This is a genomic window from Corynebacterium doosanense CAU 212 = DSM 45436, assembly GCF_000767055.1.
GTDB classification, from domain to species: Bacteria; Actinomycetota; Actinomycetes; order Mycobacteriales; family Mycobacteriaceae; genus Corynebacterium; species Corynebacterium doosanense.
This window is the reverse complement of the sequence record NZ_CP006764.1, coordinates 2,175,672-2,195,866: the sequence shown is the minus strand read 5'-3', so window position 1 is coordinate 2,195,866 and position 20,195 is coordinate 2,175,672. Positions and strand designations below refer to the sequence as shown.

At 67.8% G+C, this 20,195-nt stretch carries 25 protein-coding genes and 2 tRNA genes; 13 read left to right on the top strand and 14 right to left on the bottom strand.

Annotated features, from left to right (window positions below; all coding sequences use genetic code 11):
- Position 1: 1 nt before the first annotated feature.
- From CDOO_RS10755 to CDOO_RS10745, 3 genes are all read right to left on the bottom strand, one after another.
- A complete protein-coding gene (locus tag CDOO_RS10755) occupies positions 2-556 on the bottom strand; it encodes an RNA polymerase sigma factor (protein WP_018020566.1) in 555 nt (184 codons plus the stop codon).
- A 15-nt stretch (positions 557-571) separates the two neighbouring features.
- Positions 572-916, bottom strand: coding sequence for a hypothetical protein (locus tag CDOO_RS10750; RefSeq protein ID WP_018020567.1), 345 nt, complete (start codon positions 914-916; stop codon positions 572-574).
- A gap of 66 nt (positions 917-982) precedes the next feature.
- On the bottom strand, positions 983-2,251 hold the full coding sequence (locus CDOO_RS10745) for a nicotinate phosphoribosyltransferase (RefSeq protein ID WP_245616276.1): 1,269 nt from the start codon (positions 2,249-2,251) through the stop codon (positions 983-985).
- Between the two features lie 219 nt (positions 2,252-2,470).
- Here CDOO_RS10745 and clpS point away from each other — a divergent pair, with 219 nt between their 5' ends.
- From clpS to CDOO_RS13345, 8 genes are all read left to right on the top strand, one after another.
- Positions 2,471-2,758 carry an ATP-dependent Clp protease adapter ClpS gene (clpS, locus tag CDOO_RS10740; RefSeq protein WP_038573998.1) on the top strand — a complete coding sequence of 96 codons (288 nt, stop codon included), beginning with the start codon at positions 2,471-2,473 and terminating at the stop codon, positions 2,756-2,758.
- A gap of 18 nt (positions 2,759-2,776) precedes the next feature.
- Positions 2,777-3,316 (top strand): DUF2017 domain-containing protein, encoded by a 540-nt coding sequence (locus CDOO_RS10735; protein ID WP_018020570.1) that lies wholly within the window; start codon positions 2,777-2,779, stop codon positions 3,314-3,316.
- A 30-nt stretch (positions 3,317-3,346) separates the two neighbouring features.
- On the top strand, positions 3,347-4,090 hold the full coding sequence (locus tag CDOO_RS10730; RefSeq protein WP_018020571.1) for a rhomboid family intramembrane serine protease: 744 nt from the start codon (positions 3,347-3,349) through the stop codon (positions 4,088-4,090).
- 32 nt (positions 4,091-4,122) lie between these two features.
- Positions 4,123-4,965 (top strand): glutamate racemase, encoded by an 843-nt coding sequence (gene murI, locus CDOO_RS10725; RefSeq protein WP_018020572.1) that lies wholly within the window; start codon positions 4,123-4,125, stop codon positions 4,963-4,965.
- A 63-nt stretch (positions 4,966-5,028) separates the two neighbouring features.
- Positions 5,029-5,796 carry an MBL fold metallo-hydrolase gene (locus tag CDOO_RS10720; RefSeq protein ID WP_018020573.1) on the top strand — a complete coding sequence of 256 codons (768 nt, stop codon included), beginning with the start codon at positions 5,029-5,031 and terminating at the stop codon, positions 5,794-5,796.
- Between the two features lie 24 nt (positions 5,797-5,820).
- On the top strand, positions 5,821-6,558 hold the full coding sequence (gene rph, locus CDOO_RS10715) for a ribonuclease PH (RefSeq protein ID WP_018020574.1): 738 nt from the start codon (positions 5,821-5,823) through the stop codon (positions 6,556-6,558).
- The gene (locus CDOO_RS10710) at positions 6,559-7,185 is read left to right on the top strand and encodes a non-canonical purine NTP pyrophosphatase (RefSeq protein ID WP_018020575.1); all 627 of its coding nucleotides are present in this window, start codon (positions 6,559-6,561) and stop codon (positions 7,183-7,185) included. It begins immediately after the preceding gene.
- Positions 7,186-7,276: 91 nt separating this feature from the next.
- Positions 7,277-7,816 (top strand): hypothetical protein, encoded by a 540-nt coding sequence (locus CDOO_RS13345; RefSeq protein WP_051063924.1) that lies wholly within the window; start codon positions 7,277-7,279, stop codon positions 7,814-7,816.
- Here CDOO_RS13345 and CDOO_RS14065 read toward each other — a convergent pair.
- On the bottom strand, positions 7,806-8,066 hold the full coding sequence (locus tag CDOO_RS14065) for a hypothetical protein (protein WP_162138653.1): 261 nt from the start codon (positions 8,064-8,066) through the stop codon (positions 7,806-7,808). The two genes, CDOO_RS13345 and CDOO_RS14065, sit on opposite strands and share 11 nt — an antisense overlap.
- Between CDOO_RS14065 and CDOO_RS10700 the strand changes: the two genes are divergently transcribed.
- Positions 8,065-8,718, top strand: a complete 654-nt coding sequence (locus tag CDOO_RS10700) for a hypothetical protein (protein ID WP_018020578.1) — start codon at positions 8,065-8,067, stop codon at positions 8,716-8,718. The genes CDOO_RS14065 and CDOO_RS10700 overlap by 2 nt on opposite strands.
- Position 8,719: 1 nt before the next feature.
- On the opposite strand, the gene CDOO_RS10695 is transcribed toward CDOO_RS10700, so the two are convergent.
- Positions 8,720-9,127, bottom strand: a complete 408-nt coding sequence (locus CDOO_RS10695; protein WP_018020579.1) for a DUF3817 domain-containing protein — start codon at positions 9,125-9,127, stop codon at positions 8,720-8,722.
- 7 nt (positions 9,128-9,134) lie between these two features.
- Positions 9,135-9,593 (bottom strand): hypothetical protein, encoded by a 459-nt coding sequence (locus tag CDOO_RS10690; RefSeq protein WP_018020580.1) that lies wholly within the window; start codon positions 9,591-9,593, stop codon positions 9,135-9,137.
- Between the two features lie 91 nt (positions 9,594-9,684).
- Here CDOO_RS10690 and CDOO_RS10685 point away from each other — a divergent pair.
- Together CDOO_RS10685 and acpS are read left to right on the top strand one after the other, a co-directional pair.
- Positions 9,685-9,766 (top strand) — tRNA-Leu (locus tag CDOO_RS10685).
- Between the two features lie 66 nt (positions 9,767-9,832).
- Positions 9,833-10,228, top strand: a complete 396-nt coding sequence (acpS, locus tag CDOO_RS10680) for a holo-ACP synthase AcpS (protein WP_018020581.1) — start codon at positions 9,833-9,835, stop codon at positions 10,226-10,228.
- A 6-nt stretch (positions 10,229-10,234) separates the two neighbouring features.
- On the opposite strand, the gene bcp is transcribed toward acpS, so the two are convergent.
- Positions 10,235-10,705 (bottom strand): thioredoxin-dependent thiol peroxidase, encoded by a 471-nt coding sequence (gene bcp, locus CDOO_RS10675; RefSeq protein ID WP_018020582.1) that lies wholly within the window; start codon positions 10,703-10,705, stop codon positions 10,235-10,237.
- Positions 10,706-10,853: 148 nt separating this feature from the next.
- On the opposite strand from bcp, the gene CDOO_RS10670 reads away from it, so the two are divergent.
- Positions 10,854-11,138, top strand: coding sequence for a DUF3618 domain-containing protein (locus tag CDOO_RS10670; RefSeq protein ID WP_026159165.1), 285 nt, complete (start codon positions 10,854-10,856; stop codon positions 11,136-11,138).
- Between the two features lie 109 nt (positions 11,139-11,247).
- On the opposite strand, the gene CDOO_RS10665 is transcribed toward CDOO_RS10670, so the two are convergent.
- From CDOO_RS10665 to CDOO_RS10640, 6 genes are all read right to left on the bottom strand, one after another.
- Complete coding sequence (locus CDOO_RS10665) at positions 11,248-11,808, bottom strand: nicotinamidase (RefSeq protein ID WP_018020584.1); 561 nt, start codon at positions 11,806-11,808, stop codon at positions 11,248-11,250.
- Positions 11,809-11,818: 10 nt separating this feature from the next.
- Entirely contained in the window at positions 11,819-12,340 is a 522-nt protein-coding gene (locus CDOO_RS10660; RefSeq protein WP_018020585.1) for a gluconokinase, read from the bottom strand.
- A 54-nt stretch (positions 12,341-12,394) separates the two neighbouring features.
- Positions 12,395-14,629: a cytidylate kinase family protein gene (locus CDOO_RS10655; RefSeq protein ID WP_245616218.1), complete on the bottom strand. Its 2,235-nt coding sequence runs from the start codon at positions 14,627-14,629 to the stop codon at positions 12,395-12,397.
- A 112-nt stretch (positions 14,630-14,741) separates the two neighbouring features.
- Positions 14,742-16,139 carry a mannitol dehydrogenase family protein gene (locus CDOO_RS10650; RefSeq protein WP_018020587.1) on the bottom strand — a complete coding sequence of 466 codons (1,398 nt, stop codon included), beginning with the start codon at positions 16,137-16,139 and terminating at the stop codon, positions 14,742-14,744.
- Entirely contained in the window at positions 16,136-17,542 is a 1,407-nt protein-coding gene (gene uxaC, locus CDOO_RS10645) for a glucuronate isomerase (protein WP_026159167.1), read from the bottom strand. The genes CDOO_RS10650 and uxaC overlap by 4 nt, the downstream gene beginning before the upstream one ends.
- A gap of 61 nt (positions 17,543-17,603) precedes the next feature.
- Positions 17,604-18,689: a LacI family DNA-binding transcriptional regulator gene (locus CDOO_RS10640; RefSeq protein ID WP_026159168.1), complete on the bottom strand. Its 1,086-nt coding sequence runs from the start codon at positions 18,687-18,689 to the stop codon at positions 17,604-17,606.
- 84 nt (positions 18,690-18,773) lie between these two features.
- On the opposite strand from CDOO_RS10640, the gene CDOO_RS10635 reads away from it, so the two are divergent.
- Positions 18,774-20,018 (top strand): glutaminase, encoded by a 1,245-nt coding sequence (locus CDOO_RS10635; RefSeq protein WP_018020590.1) that lies wholly within the window; start codon positions 18,774-18,776, stop codon positions 20,016-20,018.
- 62 nt (positions 20,019-20,080) lie between these two features.
- Here CDOO_RS10635 and CDOO_RS10630 read toward each other — a convergent pair.
- Positions 20,081-20,153, bottom strand: a tRNA-Lys gene (locus tag CDOO_RS10630).
- Positions 20,154-20,195: the final 42 nt, after the last annotated feature.

Sequence of the window (20,195 nt, the reverse complement as noted above, 5' to 3'; positions counted from 1 at the left end):
GTCAGCCCCCGTCCACCCCGAGCTCCACCAGGGCCGCGCGCAACTGCGTGCGGCCCCGGTTGATGCGGGACTTCACGGTCTGCACCGGGATGGCCTGCTGCTCGGCGATCTCCTGGTAGCTCAGCCCGCCGTATTCGCGCAGGACAAGGGCCTGGCGGAAGTCGTCGGGAAGCTGTGCCAGGGCGGTGCGCACCACCATCGCGGAGGTCACCTGCGAATCGACTGCCGATTCCGTGGACGCCTCCTCCAGGCCGGCATCCGGGTCGAGGGTTTCGCGCCGGGAGCGCACGACCTGCAGCGCCGCGTTGGAGGTGATCCGGTACGCCCAGGTGGAGAAGCGGGCGCGCGGCTCGAAGCGGTCGAGGTTCTTCCAGATCGCCGTGAGGGCGTTCTGCAGCGCGTCCTCCGCGTCGTGCTGGTTGCCGGTCACGGCGAGGGCGACGGCCCACATGCGCCGCTGGGCGTCGCGGGCCAGTTCGGCGAACGCCCGGTGATCACCCTGCTGGGCCAAGGCGATGAGTTCCCGCTCGCGCTCGATGCTGAGGCTGTCAGACATGCGTGTCACCGTGGCCTATTCCCACCCGGCGAGCGGGTCGTCATCAGAGGGGTCGGGGAGATCGGCGGGGTCCGTGGCCGGATCATCGGTCATGCCGAGGTCGGAGTCCCACGGGGCGTCCTCGACCGGCACGGGGTCGGGGTAACCCGCCCCGGGCTCGTCGTCGGGAATGAGATCCGCGCCGGGATCCTCGGTGGCGGGATCGACGGCGACGTCGATCATCGACTCGAAGGTGTCGGCGTCGGGCGCGGGAAAAGCATCGAGAAGCGCCTCCAACGGGGGGAGGCCCAGCTCGTCCGACGTGGGTGCTTCACCCAGGTCCGCGGCCAGGTCGGGGATGTCGCTCCGGTTGTCGCTCATGTGTCACCTCCTCGGTGGTACGCCAGCCCTACCGGTCAAATGCCGGGGGCCGGCGGAATGTTCCCGTCAGTTCAGCGGGGCGAAGCCTTCGAAACGCGGCTGGATGGCCGGCTCGCCGCGGGACAGGGCGATGCCCTCCCAGGGGAGGGTCTTCAACTGCTGTGCGAGGTGCTCGCGGGAGTCCGTGAGCGTGGGCACCGTGTCCAGGACCTCGCCATCGCGCATGAGGGGGACGGTGAGGACCGCCTGGCGCAGCTGGCCGGAGTCCGGCGCGGTGGCGTTGAGGGGGAAGATGATCTCCTCCACGGCCACGCCGCTGCCGCGGTAGTGGCGCACCGCGGACTTGGCCCCGCCGTAGGTGACCTTGCCGCTGGAGCGCTTGGCCACCGGGTGGCCCTCGACCTCCACGAGTTTGTACACCATGCCCGCGGTCGGGGCGCCGGAGCCGGTGACCACGGAGGTTCCCACGCCGAACGCGTCCACCGGATCGCCGCGCAGGCCGGCGATGGCGAACTCGTCGAGGTCGGAGGAGACGACGATCTGGGTGTTGAAGGCGCCGAGCTCGTCGAGCTGCTTGCGCACCTGGCGAGTGACGGGCGCGAGCTCACCGGAGTCGATGCGCACGCCGCCGAGCGAGGTGCCGGCGACCTCGATGGCGGTCTGCACACCCTTGGTGATGTCGTAGGTGTCCACGAGCAGGGTCGTGCCCACCCCGAGGGTGTCGATCTGCGCCTGGAACGCGGCGGCCTCGTTCGGCGAGCCGTCCTCGTTGACGTGCAGCAGGGTCCACGAGTGGGCGGACGTGCCGGAGACGGGGATGTCGTAGCGGTAGGCCGCCTCGAGGTTGCTTGTCGCGCCGAATCCGGCGAGGTAGGCGGCGCGGGCGGCCGTCACCGCGGCGTACTCGTGGGTGCGGCGCGAACCCATCTCCATGATCGTGCGGCCGTCGGCGGCCATCACCATGCGCGCGGCCGCGGAGGCGACGGCGGAGTCCGCGTTCATGATCGACAGGATGACCGTCTCCAGGACCGCGCACTCGGCGAACGTGCCACGCACGGTGAGCAACGGGGAGTACGGGAAGTAGAGCTCACCCTCGCGGTAGCCGTCGATGTCCCCGGAGAAGCGGAAGTTGCGCAGATACTCCAGCGTCCTGTCGTCGAGGAAGTCGAGGTCGGCGAGCTGCTCCTCGGTGAAGACGAAGTCGCGCACCGCCCAGAGGACCCGTTCGGTGCCGGCCACGACGCCGTAACGACGCTCGTTGGGCAGGCGCCTGGCAAACACCTCGAAGGTGCACTGCCGGTCCGCGGTGCCGTCCCGCATGGCCGCCTGCAGCATGGTCAGTTCGTATTTGTCGGTCAGCAGGGAGGTGGAGCGTTCCCGCGACACGTCGGAAGTGGCTTCAGTCACCCCATGAACTCTAGTCCCCGCGCACGGGGGCGGGGGTGCCCGGGCGCGGAGAGGTGCGTATCGACGTCGATAAGCCGCCTTCCCTCGGGTTGGCTAGGCTAGGGCACCATGATGATGAGCTCAGACACCCCCGTGATGGGTTCGCCGATGGCGACGCCTGATCTCGACGAAGAGATCAAGGTGGACGTGGCCTCCGCCGCGAACCTTCCCTGGATGTGCATCGTGTGGGACGACCCGGTCAACCTCATGAGCTACGTCTCCTACGTCTTCCAGACCGTGCTGGGATTCGACAAGAAACGCGCCGACGCGCTGATGATGCAGGTGCACACCGAAGGCAAGGCCGTCGTCTCCTCGGGGGAGAAGGACAAGGTCGAGGCCGATGTGAAGAAGCTGCACACCGCCGGGCTGTGGGCCACCATGCAGCAGGCCGGATAGAGGGGAGCGGGAACAGCCATGAAACCGTGGAAAGCGAAAAAATCCCTGATCCGGACGCCGAAGTTCACCACCACCCTCGACCCCATGGAGAGGGAGGTGCTGGGCAACCTCGCCGCCCGGGTCGCCGAGGCCCTCATGGAACGCGCCCGCTCGGCGCCCAAGGACGAGCTGGCCGAAATGATGGACATGCCCACCGGCCACAAGGAGGCACCCACCGATCCCTCGCTGGCCCGCCTGCTGCCGGACTTCGAACGCGAGGGCGACGAGGAGTACGACGGGGACAACGCGCTGCTGCGCAGCCTGCACGAGGCCGACATCATCGCCGGAAAGCTCAGCAACCTGCAGGTGGTGGGGCAGGCCACCGGGCCGGACAGCTCCGTGGAGATCACGCTGTCCGAGCGCGAGGCCCACCAGTTCATCGCCGGCCTCAACGACCTGCGCCTCTACCTCGCGGCCGGCAAGGAGACGGAGGACATGCCCGCCGAGGACCGCGACAACCTGGTGGAATGGCTGGCCTTCAACCAGGACAGCCTCCTTTCCGCCCTCATCGGCGACTAACCGGCCCCTGCGGGCAGTAAGGCACTACCCATGAGCGTGAACAACCCCTACTCCCAGCCCCATCCCCGGCGGCCCGGGTACGGCAGCAATCTCGGCGGGCAGATGCCCGGCGGTCCCGTCCAGTACCCCGTCCCCACCGGCCCCGGGGCGGCGCCCGTGTCGCGGCACAACCCCGGCGGCGGCTTCAGCGGCGGCGTGCGTTTTGCGCTGCTCTACGTGGCGGCCATCTGGGCGGTGTTCGCGCTCGACTGGGTGATCCCGGTTGATCTCAACAACTTCGGAATCCATCCCCGGGACCCCTCCTCACTGCTGGGCATCATCACCGCGCCGCTGCTGCACGCCAACTTGGAGCACCTGGCCTCCAACACCGTCCCCGGCGCGGTGTTCGCCTTCCTCATCGGCTTCTCCGGGCGCAGGGTCTTCTGGGAGGTCACCGTCATCGTGGTCATCGTCGCCGGAGTGGGGACGTGGCTACTGGGAGGCGAAGGCACCAACCACATCGGTGCCTCGGGTGTGGTCTACGGCTGGCTCGCGTACCTCATCGTGCGCGGCATCTTCAACCGCTCGCTCTCCCAGATCATCACCGGGGCGCTGCTGGGGTTCTTCTACTCCGGGCTCGTCTTCGGCCTGCTGCCGGGAACGCCGGGCGTCTCGTGGCAGGGCCACCTCTTCGGCGCGGTGGGCGGCGTGCTCGCCGGCCTGTGCATCACCTCGGACGACCCGCCCGCACTGAAGGCCCGCAGGCAGGCACGCACCCGCAACACCGGACGATGACCGCCGCGGAGGGGGAGCCTAGGGTGTCAGGCATGAGCTTTACTGAGTCTGCGTCCGAGTCTGCACCCCAGCCGTCAGCCCTGGCCCCCATCGGAATCTTCGACTCCGGCGTGGGCGGGCTGACGGTCGCCCGCACGATCATGGACCAGCTCCCGCACGAGTCCATCATCTACGTCGGAGACACCGCCAACGGGCCCTACGGCCCGCAGCGCATCGCCGACGTGCGCTCGCACGCCATGCGCATCGCCGACGACCTGGTCGAGCGGGGCTGCAAGATGCTGGTCATCGCCTGCAACACCGCCACCGCCGCGTTTCTCCACGACGCCCGCGAGCGCTACAACGTCCCCGTCGTGGAGGTCATCCGCCCCGCGGTCCGCCGCGCCATGGCCACCACCCGCAACGGCCGGGTCGGGGTGATCGGCACGGTGGGAACCATCAACTCCGGCGCCTACCAGGACCTCTTCTCGCTCAACCCCAGCGTCACCGTGAGCACCGCGGCCTGCCCGGCATTCGTGGACTTCGTGGAGCAGGGTGTGACCTCCGGCCGGCAGATCCTCGGGGTCGCGGAGGCCTATCTGGCACCGTTGCAGGACGCGGGCGTCGACACGCTCGTTCTGGGGTGCACCCACTATCCGCTGCTCTCCGGCGTGATCCAGCTGGCCATCGGCGACAACGTCACCCTGGTCTCCTCCGCGGAGGAGACGGCCAAGGACGTGCTGCGCACCCTGACGCAGCTCGACCTGCTGGCCGAGGACGCCGCCGGGGATCCGCCCACCCGGATCTTCGAGTCCACGGGGGACCCGGAGAAGTTCGCCGCCCTGGCCGCCCGGTTCCTGGGCCCGGGGATTTCCGGGGTGAGTTCCACGGCCTACTGACCGGGTCCGTTCGACCCTGGGGTCAAGTCGATTTAATTACTTTCCCGTGGCAGAGTGTGCAGCATGCAGTTGACCATTCTCGGATGCTCCGGCAGCGTGGGAGCTCCGGGTAACCCCGCCTCGGGTTACCTCATCTCGGTGGACGATGCGCCCAGCGTCGTCATGGACCTCGGCCCCGGCACCTTCGCCAACCTGCAGGTCCACCAGGATCCGACCGACGCGCACGTGGTGTTCAGCCACCTGCACGCCGACCACTGCCTGGACTTCCCCAGCCTGATGGTGTGGCGCCGCTTCCACCCGGACGCCCCCTCCAAGGGGCGCAACCTCTGTATCGGCCCCGCGCACACCCCGGTCCACCTGGGGCGACTGAGCTCCGATGATCCCGACGGCGTGGACGACATGTCCGACACCTTCGCGTTCAGCCCCTGGTCCGAGCGGCAGACCGAGATCCTCGACCGGGTGCGCATCACCCCGTACCGGGTCGCCCACCCGGTGGAGACCTACGCCATGCGGGTCGAGGAGACCGGCGGGACCGGCTCGTTCTGCTACTCAGGTGACACGGGAGTCTCCACCAACCTGGTCGAGGCCGCCCGCGGAGTGGACTACTTCTTTTGTGAGGCAGGCTGGGGGCCGACGAGCGAGGGCCGGCCGGAGGGTATGCATCTCTCCGGCGCCGACGCAGGGCGCGCCGCCCGCGAGGCCGGGGTGAAGACCCTGGTGCTGGTGCACATCCAGCCCTGGGCGGATGTCGAGGCGACGGTCGCCGCCGCCCGCGCGGAGTTCGACGGCGAGATCGTGCTCGGCCAGGCGGGCATGGTCTTCGACGCGTAGCAGCGCCCCGCTAGGGTGGTGCGCATGACTGAACCCACCGATTTCCTCCGTTTCGACGGCCGCGCACTCGACGAAATGCGCCCCGTGCGCATCACCCGGAACTTCACCTCGAACCCGGCAGGCAGCGTCCTGGTGGAGTTCGGCAACACCCGCGTCATGTGCACCGCGTCCATCGAGCTGGGCGTGCCCCGCTTCAAGAAGGACTCCGGCGAGGGATGGTTGACCGCCGAATACGCCATGCTCCCCAGCTCCACCCACGAGCGCATGCCCCGCGAATCGATGAAGGGCAAGGTCAAGGGCCGCACCCACGAGATCGGGCGCCTGGTCGGCCGGTCCCTGCGTGCCGCCGTCGACCTCTCCCAGCTGGGGGAGAACACCATCAACATCGACTGCGACGTGCTCCAGGCCGACGGCGGCACCCGCACCGCGTCGATCACCGGCGCCTACGTCGCCCTCGCCGACGCCATCGCCGTGCTCACCGAGAAAGGCGTGGTCCCGGGTCGGCCCCTGCGCGAACCCGTCGCGGCGGTCTCTGTCGGGCTTGTCGACGGGCGTATCTGCCTTGACCTCCCCTATGAGGAGGACTCCCGTGCCGAGGTCGACCTCAACGTGGTCATGACCGCCGAGGGAAAGTACGTGGAGATCCAGGGCACCGGCGAGCACGGCGAGTTCGGGCGCGAGGAGCTGAATGCCATGCTCGACGTGGCCGACAAGGGCACCCGCGAGCTGCACGCCCTCCAGATCGCCGCCCTGGGGGCCTAGATGAAACTGCTTGTTGCCTCCAACAACGCGAAGAAACTCGCGGAACTCGAACGCATCCTCGCCGCGCACGACGTCACCGGGGTGGAACTTGTGCCGCTGCGCAGCGTCGCCGCCTACGACGAACCCGTCGAGGACGGGCGCACCTTCGCCGACAACGCCCTGATCAAGGCACGCGCCGGGGCCCGGGAAACCGGGCTGGTCACCGTGGCCGACGACTCCGGCCTCGCCGTCGAGGAACTGAACGGCATGCCCGGGGTCCTCTCCGCCCGCTGGTCGGGGGCGCACGGTGACGATGCCGCCAACAACGCCCTGCTGCTGGGCCAGATGGGGGACGTGCCCGCCGAGCGCCGCGCAGCCGCGTTCGTCTCGGTGTGTGCACTGGTCACCCCGGACGGGCAGGAGTTTGTCTCCGAGGGCCGGTGGGAAGGCCGACTGCTGCGGGAGGAATCCGGGGCGAACGGGTTCGGTTATGACCCGCTCTTTGTGCCCGCCGAGGAGGATGCGGCCGGGACCGGACGCAGTTCCGCGGAGCTCAGCCCGCAGGAGAAGGACGCGTTGTCCCACCGTGGAAAAGCGCTGACCGGATTGGTGGGGACTATCGCGGAGTTGAGCGCGAATAAGGGGTAAATCCCCACGTTAGTGTTCTGGTGCGGCGTAATTATGGAATAGTCAAAGTCCGACACTAATTACAGGCATCAGACCGAATGATGGTGATGAGATGAACCCCGGGGAAAACCCTTGGCCCAGCAGCGGAGACGGCACTCCGCCCTGGCAGCAGCCCGCACAGCCCGAGTGGCAGGCTCCGGGCCAGCCGGTGGGCCAGTCCACTGCGGTGGGTGGATCCTCCCGAAGCTCGACCTGGTTGAACGCCGGATCGGCGATCGCCGTGCTGTTGCTGGTCACGGCTATGGGGGTGCTGGGCTGGAGGCTCGGGGTGCCCGCACGGCAGGCTGCGGAACAGCCTTCCCTGACCGTGCCGCAGCAGACCACCACGCAGGCGTCTGCGCCGTCGTCCGAACCGGCGCCCGCGCCCCGCAGCTACACCACGGGCGCGCCGGGCAACGGCGTGACCTCCCCCGAGTTCTCCCAGGCGGTATTCGGGGCCTTCTACGAGAGCTACTCCGCGGGCGGTAACCCCAACGTGACCGTCAACGCGTACAGCCCGGTCACCCATATCACCTACACCATGACCTGCCGCGAAACCGGTTCCACGGTCACCTGTACCGGCGGCAACAATGCTGTGGTGGTCATCTCATGAGCTCGCAGCTGAGAGTTCTGGGCGTGACGCTGCTGGCGTCGTCGGCGTTGGCACTCGCCGCGTGTTCGGAGCAGGGGCAGCCGGTGGTGCCGGAGGAGACGGTCTCGACCGAGGCAGTGGCGCCGGACCCCGCGCCGGCGGCGACCTCCCCGGGCAGTCCCGCGGTGGCTCCGCCGGCGAGCGCGTCGGAGGAGGCGTCGCCAAGCGTCGCTCCAGATACGGCCCAGGCGCTCCAGTCCGCGGTAGACATGGCCGTCGCCGCGTTCGACGGTACGGCGGGCATTGCGGTCTCCGACGGGGTCACTGTCACCAGCGCCGGCGACGACACCGCCTACCCGGCGTGGTCGACGAGCAAGGTGCCCATCGCCATCGCGGCGCTGCGCCAGGATCCGTCGCTCACCGCTCCGGCAGCCGCCGCAATCACGGCCTCGAACAATGAGGCGGCGGAGACCCTGTGGCTCTCCCTCCCGGCAGGTGCGGCGGACCAGGTGCTCGCGGAGGGCGGTGCGCCGGTGACCATGAACACCGTGAAGATCCGGCCGGAGTTCTCCGTGTTCGGGCAGACCGCGTGGAGCCCGTCGTCCCAGGCGACGTTCGCGGCAAACCTGCCGTGTGTGGCGGGATCGGCACCCGTGCTCGAGCTCATGGGCCAGGTCAACTCGGATCAGACCTACGGCATCGGCCAGCTGCCTGGGGCGAGGTTCAAGGGCGGCTGGGGGCCGGATCCGTCCGGCAGCTACCAGGTCCGGCAGTTCGGGCGGTTCGCCGGCCCGAACGGGGACATCGCCGTCGCGCTGACGGCCATCCCGGCCTCTGGGCAGTACGGCGACGCGCAGGCGATGGCGTCGATGATGGCCACCCAGCTCGCGGGAGCCACGCTTCCGACGGCCACCTGCAGCTGAGTTACGCCCGGTCGAGCTGAAACTTCGCCGTGACCTCGCGTCGGCGGGCGTGCTCGACGAAGAAGCTCAGCAGCGGGATCACGCCAGAGATGGCGGTGATGACCCACACGGCGGGTTTCCAGCGTGCCTTGAGGCCCAGGTTCAGGGTGGCCAGCACAAACGCGAGGTAGGCCCAGCCGTGCAGGATGGCGATCCACGTCGCCCAGGAGGGGATGGCCATGTGCAGCAGGTACTCCATCACCATGCGGGTGACCAGCAGAAGCAGCATCACACCGGTGACCCACGCGGTGACCGAGAACAGGGTCAGCGCGGTGCGCACCCGGCGCTTGCGCTCGGGATGAACCTTGTGGGCCGGGCTGTCCGTCGCTGCGGGGGTCGGGGTGCTGCCGGAGGTATTCGGGGTGGTCATGCTGCTCTCAGTCCTTCTCGTGATTCTGGGTCTGGTCGTGCCGGATGCGACGCGGCTGGTTGATCTCGTTGAACGTCTCCACGTCCAGCTGCGGCCGCGCCGGCAGGAAATCCTCGTCGATGGTGGTCACCTTGTCGCCGAACTCCCGGAGATCGGCCTGGTAGATGAAGTCCGGGTCGTCCGATTCCGTCTGCGCCTCGGCGGCCTGATTCTCCAGTTTGAGACCCATCCGGTAGGCGTAGACGGCGAAGATGCCGAAGAGCGGCCACTGGAACGCGTAGCCGAGGTTCTGGAATGTGCCGGAGCCGGACTGGAACCTGGACCACTGCCAGTAGGCCAGGGCGAGGGTGGCCAGCACGACGAGGATGAGGAAGATGATGTGCCAGGCCCGGACACGGACGCGCGGCGCCGGGGTGGGCTGCCCGTCGCCCGAGGGCACGTCGTCGTGGTCTCTCACACCCGCCATGATAACCGCGGTAGTACAAAAGTTGGCCTCGGGGTGGGGGCGGTCGATTGTCGCGGCCGACTCGGCGGGCACTATGCTGAACGGCGATCACGCGCCCGTGGCGAAATTGGCAGACGCGCTGGATTTAGGTTCCAGTGTCTTCGGACGTGGGAGTTCAAGTCTCCCCGGGCGCACAATTACGGCGCTTATCGACGCCTGTCTGCCCCACCCTTTGCCGGAAGTGGGGGACAATCGATTTCATGACTCTTCCCGCCGTCGGCATCGATCTGGTGCACATCCCGGGTTTCCGCGAGCAGCTCGCTCTGCCGGGCTCCACCTTCGAGCGGGTCTTCTCGGCCCAGGAGCTGCGGGTGGTGGAGACGAAACCGGACCGCGCCCTGCACCTGGCCGGCCGGTGGGCGGCCAAGGAGGCGTTCATCAAGGCGTGGTCGCAGTCGCTCTACGGGTCCCCGCCCCTCATGGGCCTCGACGACGTGGATTTTTCTGAGGTGGAGGTCATCCCGGACCGGTGGGGAAGGGTGGCGCTGAATCTGCGCGGGGAGGTGGCCCGGTGCGTCGGCACGCCACAGACCAGCCTGAGCATCTCCCACGACGGGGACTACGCGGTGGCGGTGTGCCAGTTCGTGGCGGAGTGAGACGCCCTAGGACACGTCCTTGAGGATCCTCGCGACGTGCCCGGTGGCCTTGACGTTGTACTTGGCCAGTTCGACCGTGCCGGCTTCGTCGATAAGCACCGTCGAACGGATGACGCCCTGCACGACCTTGCCGTAGTTCTTCTTCTCCCCGTACGCGCCCCACTCGGTGAGCACGGTCTTGTCCTCGTCGGAGAGCAGCGGGAAGTTGAGGTCGTGGTCTTTTTTAAAGGCCGCGAGTTTGTCCACCGGGTCGGGGGAAATGCCCAGCACGTCCACGCCGAGGGAGTTCAGCTGCTCCATGGAGTCGCGGAAGTCGCAGGCCTCGGTGGTGCAGCCCGGGGTGTTGGCCTTGGGGTAGAAATACACCAGCACCTTGCTGCCGGCGTAGTCGGACAGGGAGACCTGATTGCCGGAGTCGTCGGTGAGGGTGAAGGCCGGGGCGGTGTCGCCCACATTGAGTCTGGTGGGTTCAGTCATGCTCTCCGACCCTAGCGCCTCGGACCTTGGCGTGGGTATGCACCACGTGCGAGAACGATAGTGGTTAAAGTAACCTGTGATGGATAAAGCACTGCTTTACGCAACCTCGAACTAGAACACCAAAACCAAGCACCAGGGAGTACTTGAAGTGGCACGAGACATGGACGACATTCAGCGCGACATCGAGCGCACCCGCCGCCAGCTGGCCGGCACCCTTGACGAGCTCGCCGACCGCAGCAAGCCGAAGAACATCGCCGACGACGCGAAGCGCAGCGCCAACGCGAAGCTCCAGGACCCGAACGTGCAGAAGGTCCTCATCGGAATCGGCGTCGCCGTCGCTGGCATCATCGCCCTCTCCGTCGCGCGCAGCAACAAGAAGAGCCGCGACATCAAGGAGATCCAGCGCCTGCTGGCCCAGCGCACCGACATCTAGGTCGCCCCGCGCTCAGAACCTCGACCACGGTTGGTCGACCACGTGGTGGATTACCCACCAGGCACATTGTGGCCGATGAACCGTGGTCGAACTTTTCCCCCGCGACGTGTTAGACCAGCTCCGCGCCGGCCCCGTCCATCTCGTCGAGGGCGGCGTCGCCACGCCTGTTGTCCACCGCCGCGCACATGCCGGTGAGCACCCGCACGCTGAACCCTTCCCGCAGCCCGTCGAGCACTGTGGCGCGCACGCAGTGGTCGGTGGCGATGCCCACCACGTCGAGTTCCTCGATCCCGCGGGAGCGCAGCCAGGGCGCGAGCAGCTCGTCGCCGAAGGTGCCCTCGAATCCGGAGTAGGCGGCCTCGTACCGGCCCTTGCGGAAGTGGGCGTCGATGAGCGACTCGTCGAGCGCCGGGTGCAGCGCCGCTCCCCGGGTCTCCGCGACGCAGTGCACCGGCCAGGAGTCGACGTAGTCGGGCTGCTCGGAGAAGTGCTCGCCCGGGTCGATGTGCCAGTCCTGGGTCGCGACCACCGCGGCGTAGTCGTTTGACTCCGCGAGCTCGGAGGGCAGGTAGTTGGCGATCAACCGGGCCACCTCCGTGCCGCGGGCGGTGGCGAGGCTGCCGCCGGGACAGAAGTCGTTCTGGACGTCGACGATGATGAGTGCGCGCATGGCTTCGAGATTACCCCGCAGTATTCCCCGAGGTCAGCCATTTCTCCGCCTTATCCACCAGCACCCGGGGTGGATCCGCGATGTCGAAGACCGCGCCGGGTTCGTCTTCGGCGAGCGGCTCGAGGATCGCCATCTGGGAATCGAGCAGGCTGCTGGGCATGAAGTGCCCGGGCCGGTGTTCCATCCGCGAGCGCAGCAGCACGTAGTCGCCGTGGACGTGCACAAATACGGCGCCCGGCGCGGCGATGCGGATCGCGTCGCGGTACGTGCGTTTGAGGGCAGAACAGCCGATGATGCCGCCGTCGGCGTGCTCCTGCAGCCAGTCGCCGATGTCGGTGAGCCAGGGCCACCGGTCCTCGTCGGTCAGCGGGATCCCGTTGGCCATCTTGTCGATGTTCGCCTGCGAGTGCAGGTCATCGCCGTCCATGTAGGGCAGCCCCAGCCTCGCGCCGAGAAGCTCACCGATGGTGGACTTCCCGGCCCCGGACACGCCCATGAGGACGATGTGGCGGGGAGCAGTGTGGTCGGTCATGGTTCAGGTGTCCTTTCGGTGGCTTATCGACGGTCGTGGTGCACGCACCCGCGCCTACCCGGCGCCCGGACCGTCGGGATGGCCGACGGGTCTGCCCGACAGCTTGTCCTCCAGGCGAGGTTCGTTCTCGGGAGCGGTCAGTTCGTCCGGGCGCGCGGGAGTGTTGGGCGCGACGGCGATGTTGTCGGGGTACTTGGAGCGGTACAGGGCGACGATGGTCTCCGCCACCTGCTTGTAGGTGATGGATGCGGTGTTGATGGTGAGGTCGTAGTACTCGTCCAGGTTGGGGTTCCACCGGTAGAGCCGGTTGGCCATCTCCGTGCGGATCCGGTCCTCGGTCTGACACTGGTCCACCGCCTCGTCGAAGGTGATGCCCGTCTGGTGGGTGACCCGCTCGGCGCGCATGTCCAGCGGAGCGACCAGTCGGATGTGCATCGCGCCGACGGCGTGGCCGAGCACCAGGGCGCCGTTGCGGCCGAGCAGGACGCCGCCGTTGTCCACGGAGGAGAGCACCTCGAGTGTGTTGCCCTCCGCGAGATTGTGGTTCGCCGAGAGATCGGAGGCACCGCCGAGGTCGCCGGACTGCAGCCCGCCGTCGGAGACCGCGCGGAGCCAGCAGTCGAAGTTCGAGTCGCTGATGAGGTCGCGTCTGGCCACCGTGGTCAGCTGCTCGGAGCTGAACTTCTGCTCGATGTAGTCCACGCCGAGCATCTCGGCGACCATGGGCGCGATGGAGGTGGCGCCGGAACCGCGCTGGCCGAACAGTGAGACGATGGGCGGGTTGGGTTTGTCGGAGTGGCGCAGCAGCGTCGAGCGGCGGTCGCCGACCGGTTCGATGTTCCGGACCCGCTCGATGTCCACGCCGGCGGAGTCGGCGATCTGGTCCTGGGTGCGACGCTCGTTGAGTGTCTCGATCACGCGGGCGTGCTCGTCGAGGGTCAGCGGGTACGCCAGCATGATGCCGATGGCGATGAGCGCCATGACCGCGGGGACGAGACCGGCCGCCATGTGGATGCCGTCGATGGCACGGGCGGTCTGGGCCTCCGCGCCGGAGACGTACTCGAACGCGCCCATGACAAACAGGCCGAGCCAGCCGCCGAGGCCCTGGCCACACTTCCGGATGAGGGAGAGGATGGAGTAGGAACCGCCCTCGGAGCGGATGCCGGCGACATACTCGCCGTAGTCCACGGTGTCCGCCTGCATGGAGAACATCAGCGCGTTGGTGCCGCCGGTGCCGATGCCGATGAGCAGCCAGGCCATCAGCGCGACGATGAGGGGGTTCTCGGGCATGAAGAACACCAGCGCGTAGCCCGCGAGCAGCACCAGCCCGGAGAGGACATAGCCGTTGCGTTTGCCGAAACGCACGGTGATGGTGGGCACCAGCGAGGCGATGCCGATGGTGCCGATCGTGCTGGCCAGCATCAGCCACGGCATGTACGAGGCGCCGCCGACGATGTAGAGGGACACGTACATGCCGATGGCATTCGCCGTGAAAATCGCGCCGAGCAGGAAGAAGGCGGCGGAACAGAGGATGAGCAGGGGTTTGTTCTGCCGCAGCATGGCGAAGGTGCGACGGAACGAGATCTCGCCCTGGCCACGGGGGACCGTTTCCCTGGAGTTGAGGAAGCAGATGACGTAGAGGATCACGGCCAGGACCGCCAGCGCGATCATGATGAGCGTGAAGTGCATGCGGATGTTGTCCGCGGTGGTGTCCTTGAACTGCGGGGCCACCAGGAAAATCAGGCCCACGCCGGTGATGGCACCGGCGATGGACCGTGTGCCCGCCAGCTTCGAACGATCCACCGGGTTCTGCGTCATGGCCGAGGACAGGGAGCCGTAGGGGATGTTGGTGAAGGAGTAGAACAGCTGGAACAGGGCGTCGAAAAGCAGGATCCACACCAGCGCCATCGTCGAGCTCAGGCCGGAGGGAACCGAGAAGAGCAGGAAAAACGCGATGACCAGCGGGGTGGAGGCGAAGAGCAGCCACGGGCGCAGCCGACCCCAGAGGGTGTTGATGCGGTCGACCGTCTGCCCGGCGATGAGGTCCGCGACACCCGCCCAGATCTTGGTGATTCCGTAGATCGCGCCCGCGATGCCCGCGCTGAGGCCGACGATCTCGGTCATGTAGACCGTGAGGAACATCGAGGTCATCATGAACGACAGGTTGTTGGCCACGTCGCCGAATGAGTAGGTGAGGACCTTGTGCCCCGGCAGCTGCCGGTCGGCGGCAGGTTTTGCTGGGCTGACTGGGCTGACTGGGTTTGCTGGGGTGTTGCAGGTGGTGGTCACGGCGGACTCCCGTTCTACGAGGGGCGGCGGTGCAGGCCGCCGGGGTGAGGCTTATTCAGTTAGGGGGAGAGAAAGGTGCGGCCCGCCCGCTTGCCGGGGGGTGGGGCCGGAACTAACTGGTCAGGGCCTCGACGTGGCCGGTGATGGTGGCCAGAGCGCTCTCGTTGGCGGCGAGGTCCTCGTCGAGCACGGCGACCAGGGCCCGGATGGGCTGACCGGCGCGCCGGGCCTTGTCGATCTCCGAGGCGCGCGTGTCGTTGATGTTCGCGGCGTTCTCGTTGCCCAGGACGAAGGCGATCCAGGCGGCGATGGAGAAGGCCGAGCCGGAGCCGTTGCGACCCGCGCCAAGTTCGGCGTTCATGATGGCGACGGCGCACATGCGCTGCTTGGTGGCGCCGTCGATGCCGATCTGCGCGAGGTTGTGCCGGATGCGCGGGTTCTCACACCGCTCGATGAGCGCGGCGCGGTAGCCGGAGATGTCCAGCCCGTCCGCGGTGAGGTGCCGGGCGGCCTCGTCCCAGAGGGTCTCTACCCGGGAGCGGACGTCGGCGTCGGCGATCGCCTCAGCGACCGTGTCGTGCTCGCGCAACTGCCCGTAGTAGGCCATGAGCGAGTGCGAGCCGTTGAGCAGCCACAGCTTGCGGTTCTCGAACTGCTCGATGTCCTCGACGAACTGTGCCCCGGCGCGCTCCCATGCGGGGCGACCGTTGGGGAAGTCCCCCTCGATGACCCAGCTGGCGAAGGGCTCGGCGACCACGGGGGCGACGTCCTCGTAGCCGGTGGCTTCGGCGACGTCGCGGGCGAGCTCGCTCGCCGATGCCGGGGTGATCCGGTCGATGGAACTGGAGGGGAACGTGACGTTCTCCTCGATCCACTCCTCCAGCTCCTCGTCCACCTCGCGGGCGAGGCCGAGGACGCTGGCGCGGACGGTGTTGCCGTTGGACGCGATGTTGTCGCAGCTCATGATGGCGATGCCGCCGAGGCCGGCATCGCGGCGCGCGCTGAGACCGAGCACGAGCTTGCCGGCGGCGGTGCCCAGGTAGGTGATCCGGGAATGGTCGCCGCGCAGCGCGTCGATGTCGGTGGCCACCGACGAGCTGGACGTGTTGATCTCCAGGCCCTGCGTGAGGTGGTAGCCCGCCTCGGTGACGGTCATGGTGACCACGGCGAGATCCTTGGAGGCCATGAGCTCGCGCAGTCGGGCGACGTTGTTTGCCGGCTGGGCCTCGACGATGCCCTCGATGACGTCGTACTCGTCGCCGTCGCCGGAGCGGGTGACCAGGGTGAAGAGCCCGTCCTGGGAGGTGAGTTTCTCCGCCATGCTGGGGCCGCGCCCGGTGAAGGAGCAGTATCCCCACTCCGGGTCGGAGGGGTCGGCCTCGGCCTTCACGGTGTAGAAGACCTGGTGGGCGCGGTGGAAGGCGCCGAGCCCGAGGTGGATGAGGCGAACCGGGGCCGCGGGGGCGGCGTCGTAGGTGGTCCGGTTGAGGGGTCGGGTGGAAGGGGTCACAGCTTGAACACTCTCCTGGGTGAGGCGTCGATGAGATCGACGATGATGTCGGCGGCGCGGTCTTCGGTGATGCGGTGTTCCGCGACGAGCCGGGCGAGGTAGTTGGCCTCGACGCGTCGGGACGTGTTGTGCCGCGCCGGGATGGAGCAGTACGCGCGGGTGTCGTCGATGAAGCCGGAATAGCGGGAGAAACCCATCGTGCCGGTGGTGGCCTGGCGGAAGCGGTTCATGGCGTCGATCTCGTCGATGAACCACCACGGGGCGCCGGCGTAGACGCTGGGGTAGTAGCCGGCCAGGGGCGCGATCTCTCGGGAGAAGGTGGTCTCGTCCATGGTGAAGATGACGAAATGGAAGTCCTTGTTCTCCCCGAAGGCCGACAGCATCGGCTGCAGGGGGCGGGTGTACTCCATCTGGAAGGGGATGTCGTGGCCGATGTCGGCGCCGTACTTCTCGAAAGCCGAGGTGGAGTGGTTGCGGTAGGAACCCGGATGCAGGGTCATCACCAGGCCGTCGTCCTGGCTCATCTCCGCGAAGCGGTAGGTCATGTTGGCCTCGAAGGCCAGCGCCTCGGCGAAGGTGGCCTCGCCGCGCAGCCCCTTGTCCAGCAGTTTCTGCGCCTCGGCGTTGGTCAGCGGCGTGGTGTCCGCGTCGTGGGTGCCGTGGTCGGCGGAGGTGGCGCCGGCGTCGATGAAGTACTGCCGACGGTAGCGCATCGCCCGCAGGTAACCCTCGAAACCGGTCTGGCCGTCGCCGGCGGTGTCGATGAGCTGCTGCACCTTGTCGGCGAACTCCGGCTTGTACATCTCGGTGTACGCGTCGGGGCGGAAGGTGGGCAGGACCCGGGTGGTGAAGGTCGGGTCGGCGGCGAGTTCCTTGTGCGGGGCGAGATCATCGAGCGGATCGTCGGTGGTGGCCAGGACCTCGAGCTTGAACTCCTCGGCGAGCGCGCGGGGGCGGAAGTCCGGCCGGGCAAGGATCTCGGCGAGCTCGTCGTAGATTGTGTCGGCGTTCTCCGCGGAGATGCGGTCGGGATTGATGCCGAAGACATGCTCGAACTCCTGCTCCACCCAGTAGCCGGTGGCGGTGCCGGTGTAGAGGTCGAAATTGGAACAGAAGATGCGCCAACCCTCCCGGGGGTCCGCCTCGTGCCCGCCGACGCCGAGCTCGGAGAGCTCGTGACCGGCGGAGTGCAGGACGCGGGTGAGGTAGTGATCCGGGCTGATGAGCAGCGTGGTCGGATCGGGGAAGGCGTCATTGGTGGTGAACATCGTCGGGTCGAGGTGCCCGTGCGGGGAGATGATCGGCAGATCCTCCACGCCGGCGAGCAGACGACGGGCGATGTCCCGGGTTCCCGGATCGGCCGGCAGCAACCGGTCCGGATGGGCGGCGTGTGACGTACTCATACCTAGAGTGTCGGCCGCGTCGGACGTCACGCGCAACGAGTTGCAGGAAGTTGCCTCCCCGTCACCCAGGGAGCAGGCGGGTGGAGGATTCCCGCACGATGAGGCGGGTGGGCAGGACCCGCGGACGGGTCATCGGGGTCTTCAGCCCGCGCGCCAGCGCCAGCGCGTTCGCCGCCGCCACCCTCCCCACGGAACGCAGCGGACCGGCAACGGTGGTCAACGTCGGGCTGACCAGGGTGGTGATCTGAGTGTTGTCGTAACCCACCACCAGCACATCCCCCGGCACGTCCACGCCCTGGCGCGCGGCCTCGGCCATGAAACCGATGGCGACGAGGTCGTTGAAACACAGCACCGCATCCGAGCGCTGTCGCGACCACAGGGAGAAGGCCCGGGCACCGCCGCGTATCGACGGCTCGTCCAAGCGAATCCGGTCCACCTCCAGACTGCTCAACCGGGGTGGTGTCTCCGTCGCCGAGAATCTGGTGAGCGGCTCCCCGCCGGCGGGGGCGTGGCCCGTGACGTCGAGTAGCGCACGCCAGCGCATGCTGTCGGTCCAGGAGTCCTCCGGCCCGGCGAGGTAGGTGATCGTCCTCGCGCCCTGCTCGTGCAGGTGCGTCGCGGCGCGGATGGTGCCGGTGTAGCTGTCGGCCACGACGCTGGGGACACCGGGGACGGGGCGGTTGATCACCACGGTGGGTAGGCCCCGGGCGATTTTCTGGATCTCACCGTTGGAGAGCCGGGACGACGCGAGCAGCAGGGCGTCGACAAGCGGTGTCATCCGGGCCACCGCGAGGGTGGCGCGGCGCGCGGACTCCCGGATGTCCGCGGTGAGCACCACGACGTTCTCGATGCTCGCCGCATGGTCGGCTCCCCGGCGGATCTCCTGGAAGAAGGGGTTCATCGCGTCGGCCACGACGAGTCCCAGCGTGCCCGTGGTGGGCCGCGGCGAATGCACGTCCCCGGAGCGCGTGGCCAGCTTCGCGCCGTAACCGAGCGCGTCGGCGGCGGAGCGGATTTTCTCCGCTGTGTCGAAGGACACGCGCTCCGGCCGGGAGAATGCCCGGGACACCGTCGATGCAGAGACACCGGCCTTTTCGGCGACGTCGTAGATGGTCACCGCTCGGGGAGTCGACCGGGGTTCAGTCATGGTGGCCATGGTAGCCAGGCGGGCAAGTAGTGTGCTGGGAGGCCGAAACGATGATCTTCAAGCAACAAGAAACGGACGTGAACGATGGACCAGCTCATTCCCGACTACCTCGCCGACCTCCTCGACGGGGTGCGCGACAACAACGAAGGAGAGCTGCCCACCTATATCCCCATCCTCGCGGAGGCCAACCCCGACTGGCTCGGCGTCACGCTGTGCACGATGGACGGCAACCTGCACTCCGCGGGTGACGACGACGTGGAGTTCACCATCCAGTCGGTGTCCAAACCCTTCGCCTACGCGCTCGCGCTGCAGACCCTCGGCCTGGACGCGGTGAGTGAGGTCGTGGGCATGGAGCCCTCCGGTGAGGCCTTCAACGCCATGAGCCTGGAGGAGGAGGGCAACCGCCCGGACAACCCCATGATCAACGCCGGCGCGATCACGGTGAACCAGATCATCAACGGCACCGGCTCCACCGTGGAGGACCGGGTCGAGGTCATCCGCGAGTTCTTCTCCCGGCTCGCGGGCCGGGAGCTCGAGGTCGACGAGGTCGCCGTCGAGGGCGAGATGGCCGGCGCGGACCGCAACCTCTCCCTCGCGCACATGCTGCGCAGCTTCGATGTCATCGCCGACGAGGCGCACGACGCCGTGCTCAGTTACACCCGCCAGTGCTCCATCAAGGTCACCATCAAGGACCTGGCCGTCATGGCCGCGACGCTCGCCAACGGCGGCGTGCAGCCCGTGACGGGGGAGAGGCTTCTCGACGAAGAAGTCTGCCACCAGTCCCTCGCCGTCATGGCGTCCTGCGGAATGTACGACGCGGCCGGACGCTGGATGGCGCGGGTGGGCATCCCCGCCAAGTCGGGAGTGTCCGGTGCGGTCATCGGCATGCTCCCGGGCCAGCTCGGCGCCGCCACGCTGTCCCCGCGCATCGACGTCAACGGCAACTCCGCCCGCGGCGTGAAAATCTTCGAGGCACTGTCGAAGGACATGGGCATGCACCTCATGTCCACGGAGAACCGCGCCGGGTCCCAGGCCGTGCGTAGCATCACCCACAACGGGGAAGAGACAATCGTCAAGGTCCAGGGCCTGGTGAACTTCACCGGCGCGGAATCCATCCTCCGGGTGCTCAGCGAGTACGACTTCGAGGACGGGCGCGTCGTGCTCGACGTGTCCAACTTGATCGAGTCCAACAAGATGGGCCGACGAATGATCAAGGAGGCCATGCGCAGGCTTCGCGACGAAGGCCACGACATCGCCGTCATCGACCCCGACTCGGAGCTCAAGCACCGCCTCATGGACGACGGCGAGCAGATCCCGCTGAAGAAGTAAATAGAACGCCTGCCGGGACAGGCAAAACCCCCGCCAGGCCGGAGCCTGTCGGGGGTGAGCTGTGCGCCATCAGGGAATCGAACCCCGAACCCACTGATTAAGAGTCAGTTGCTCTACCAATTGAGCTAATGGCGCTCGGCCGAAAACTTCTCGGCCGGTGTTGCAAACTCTCGCTTG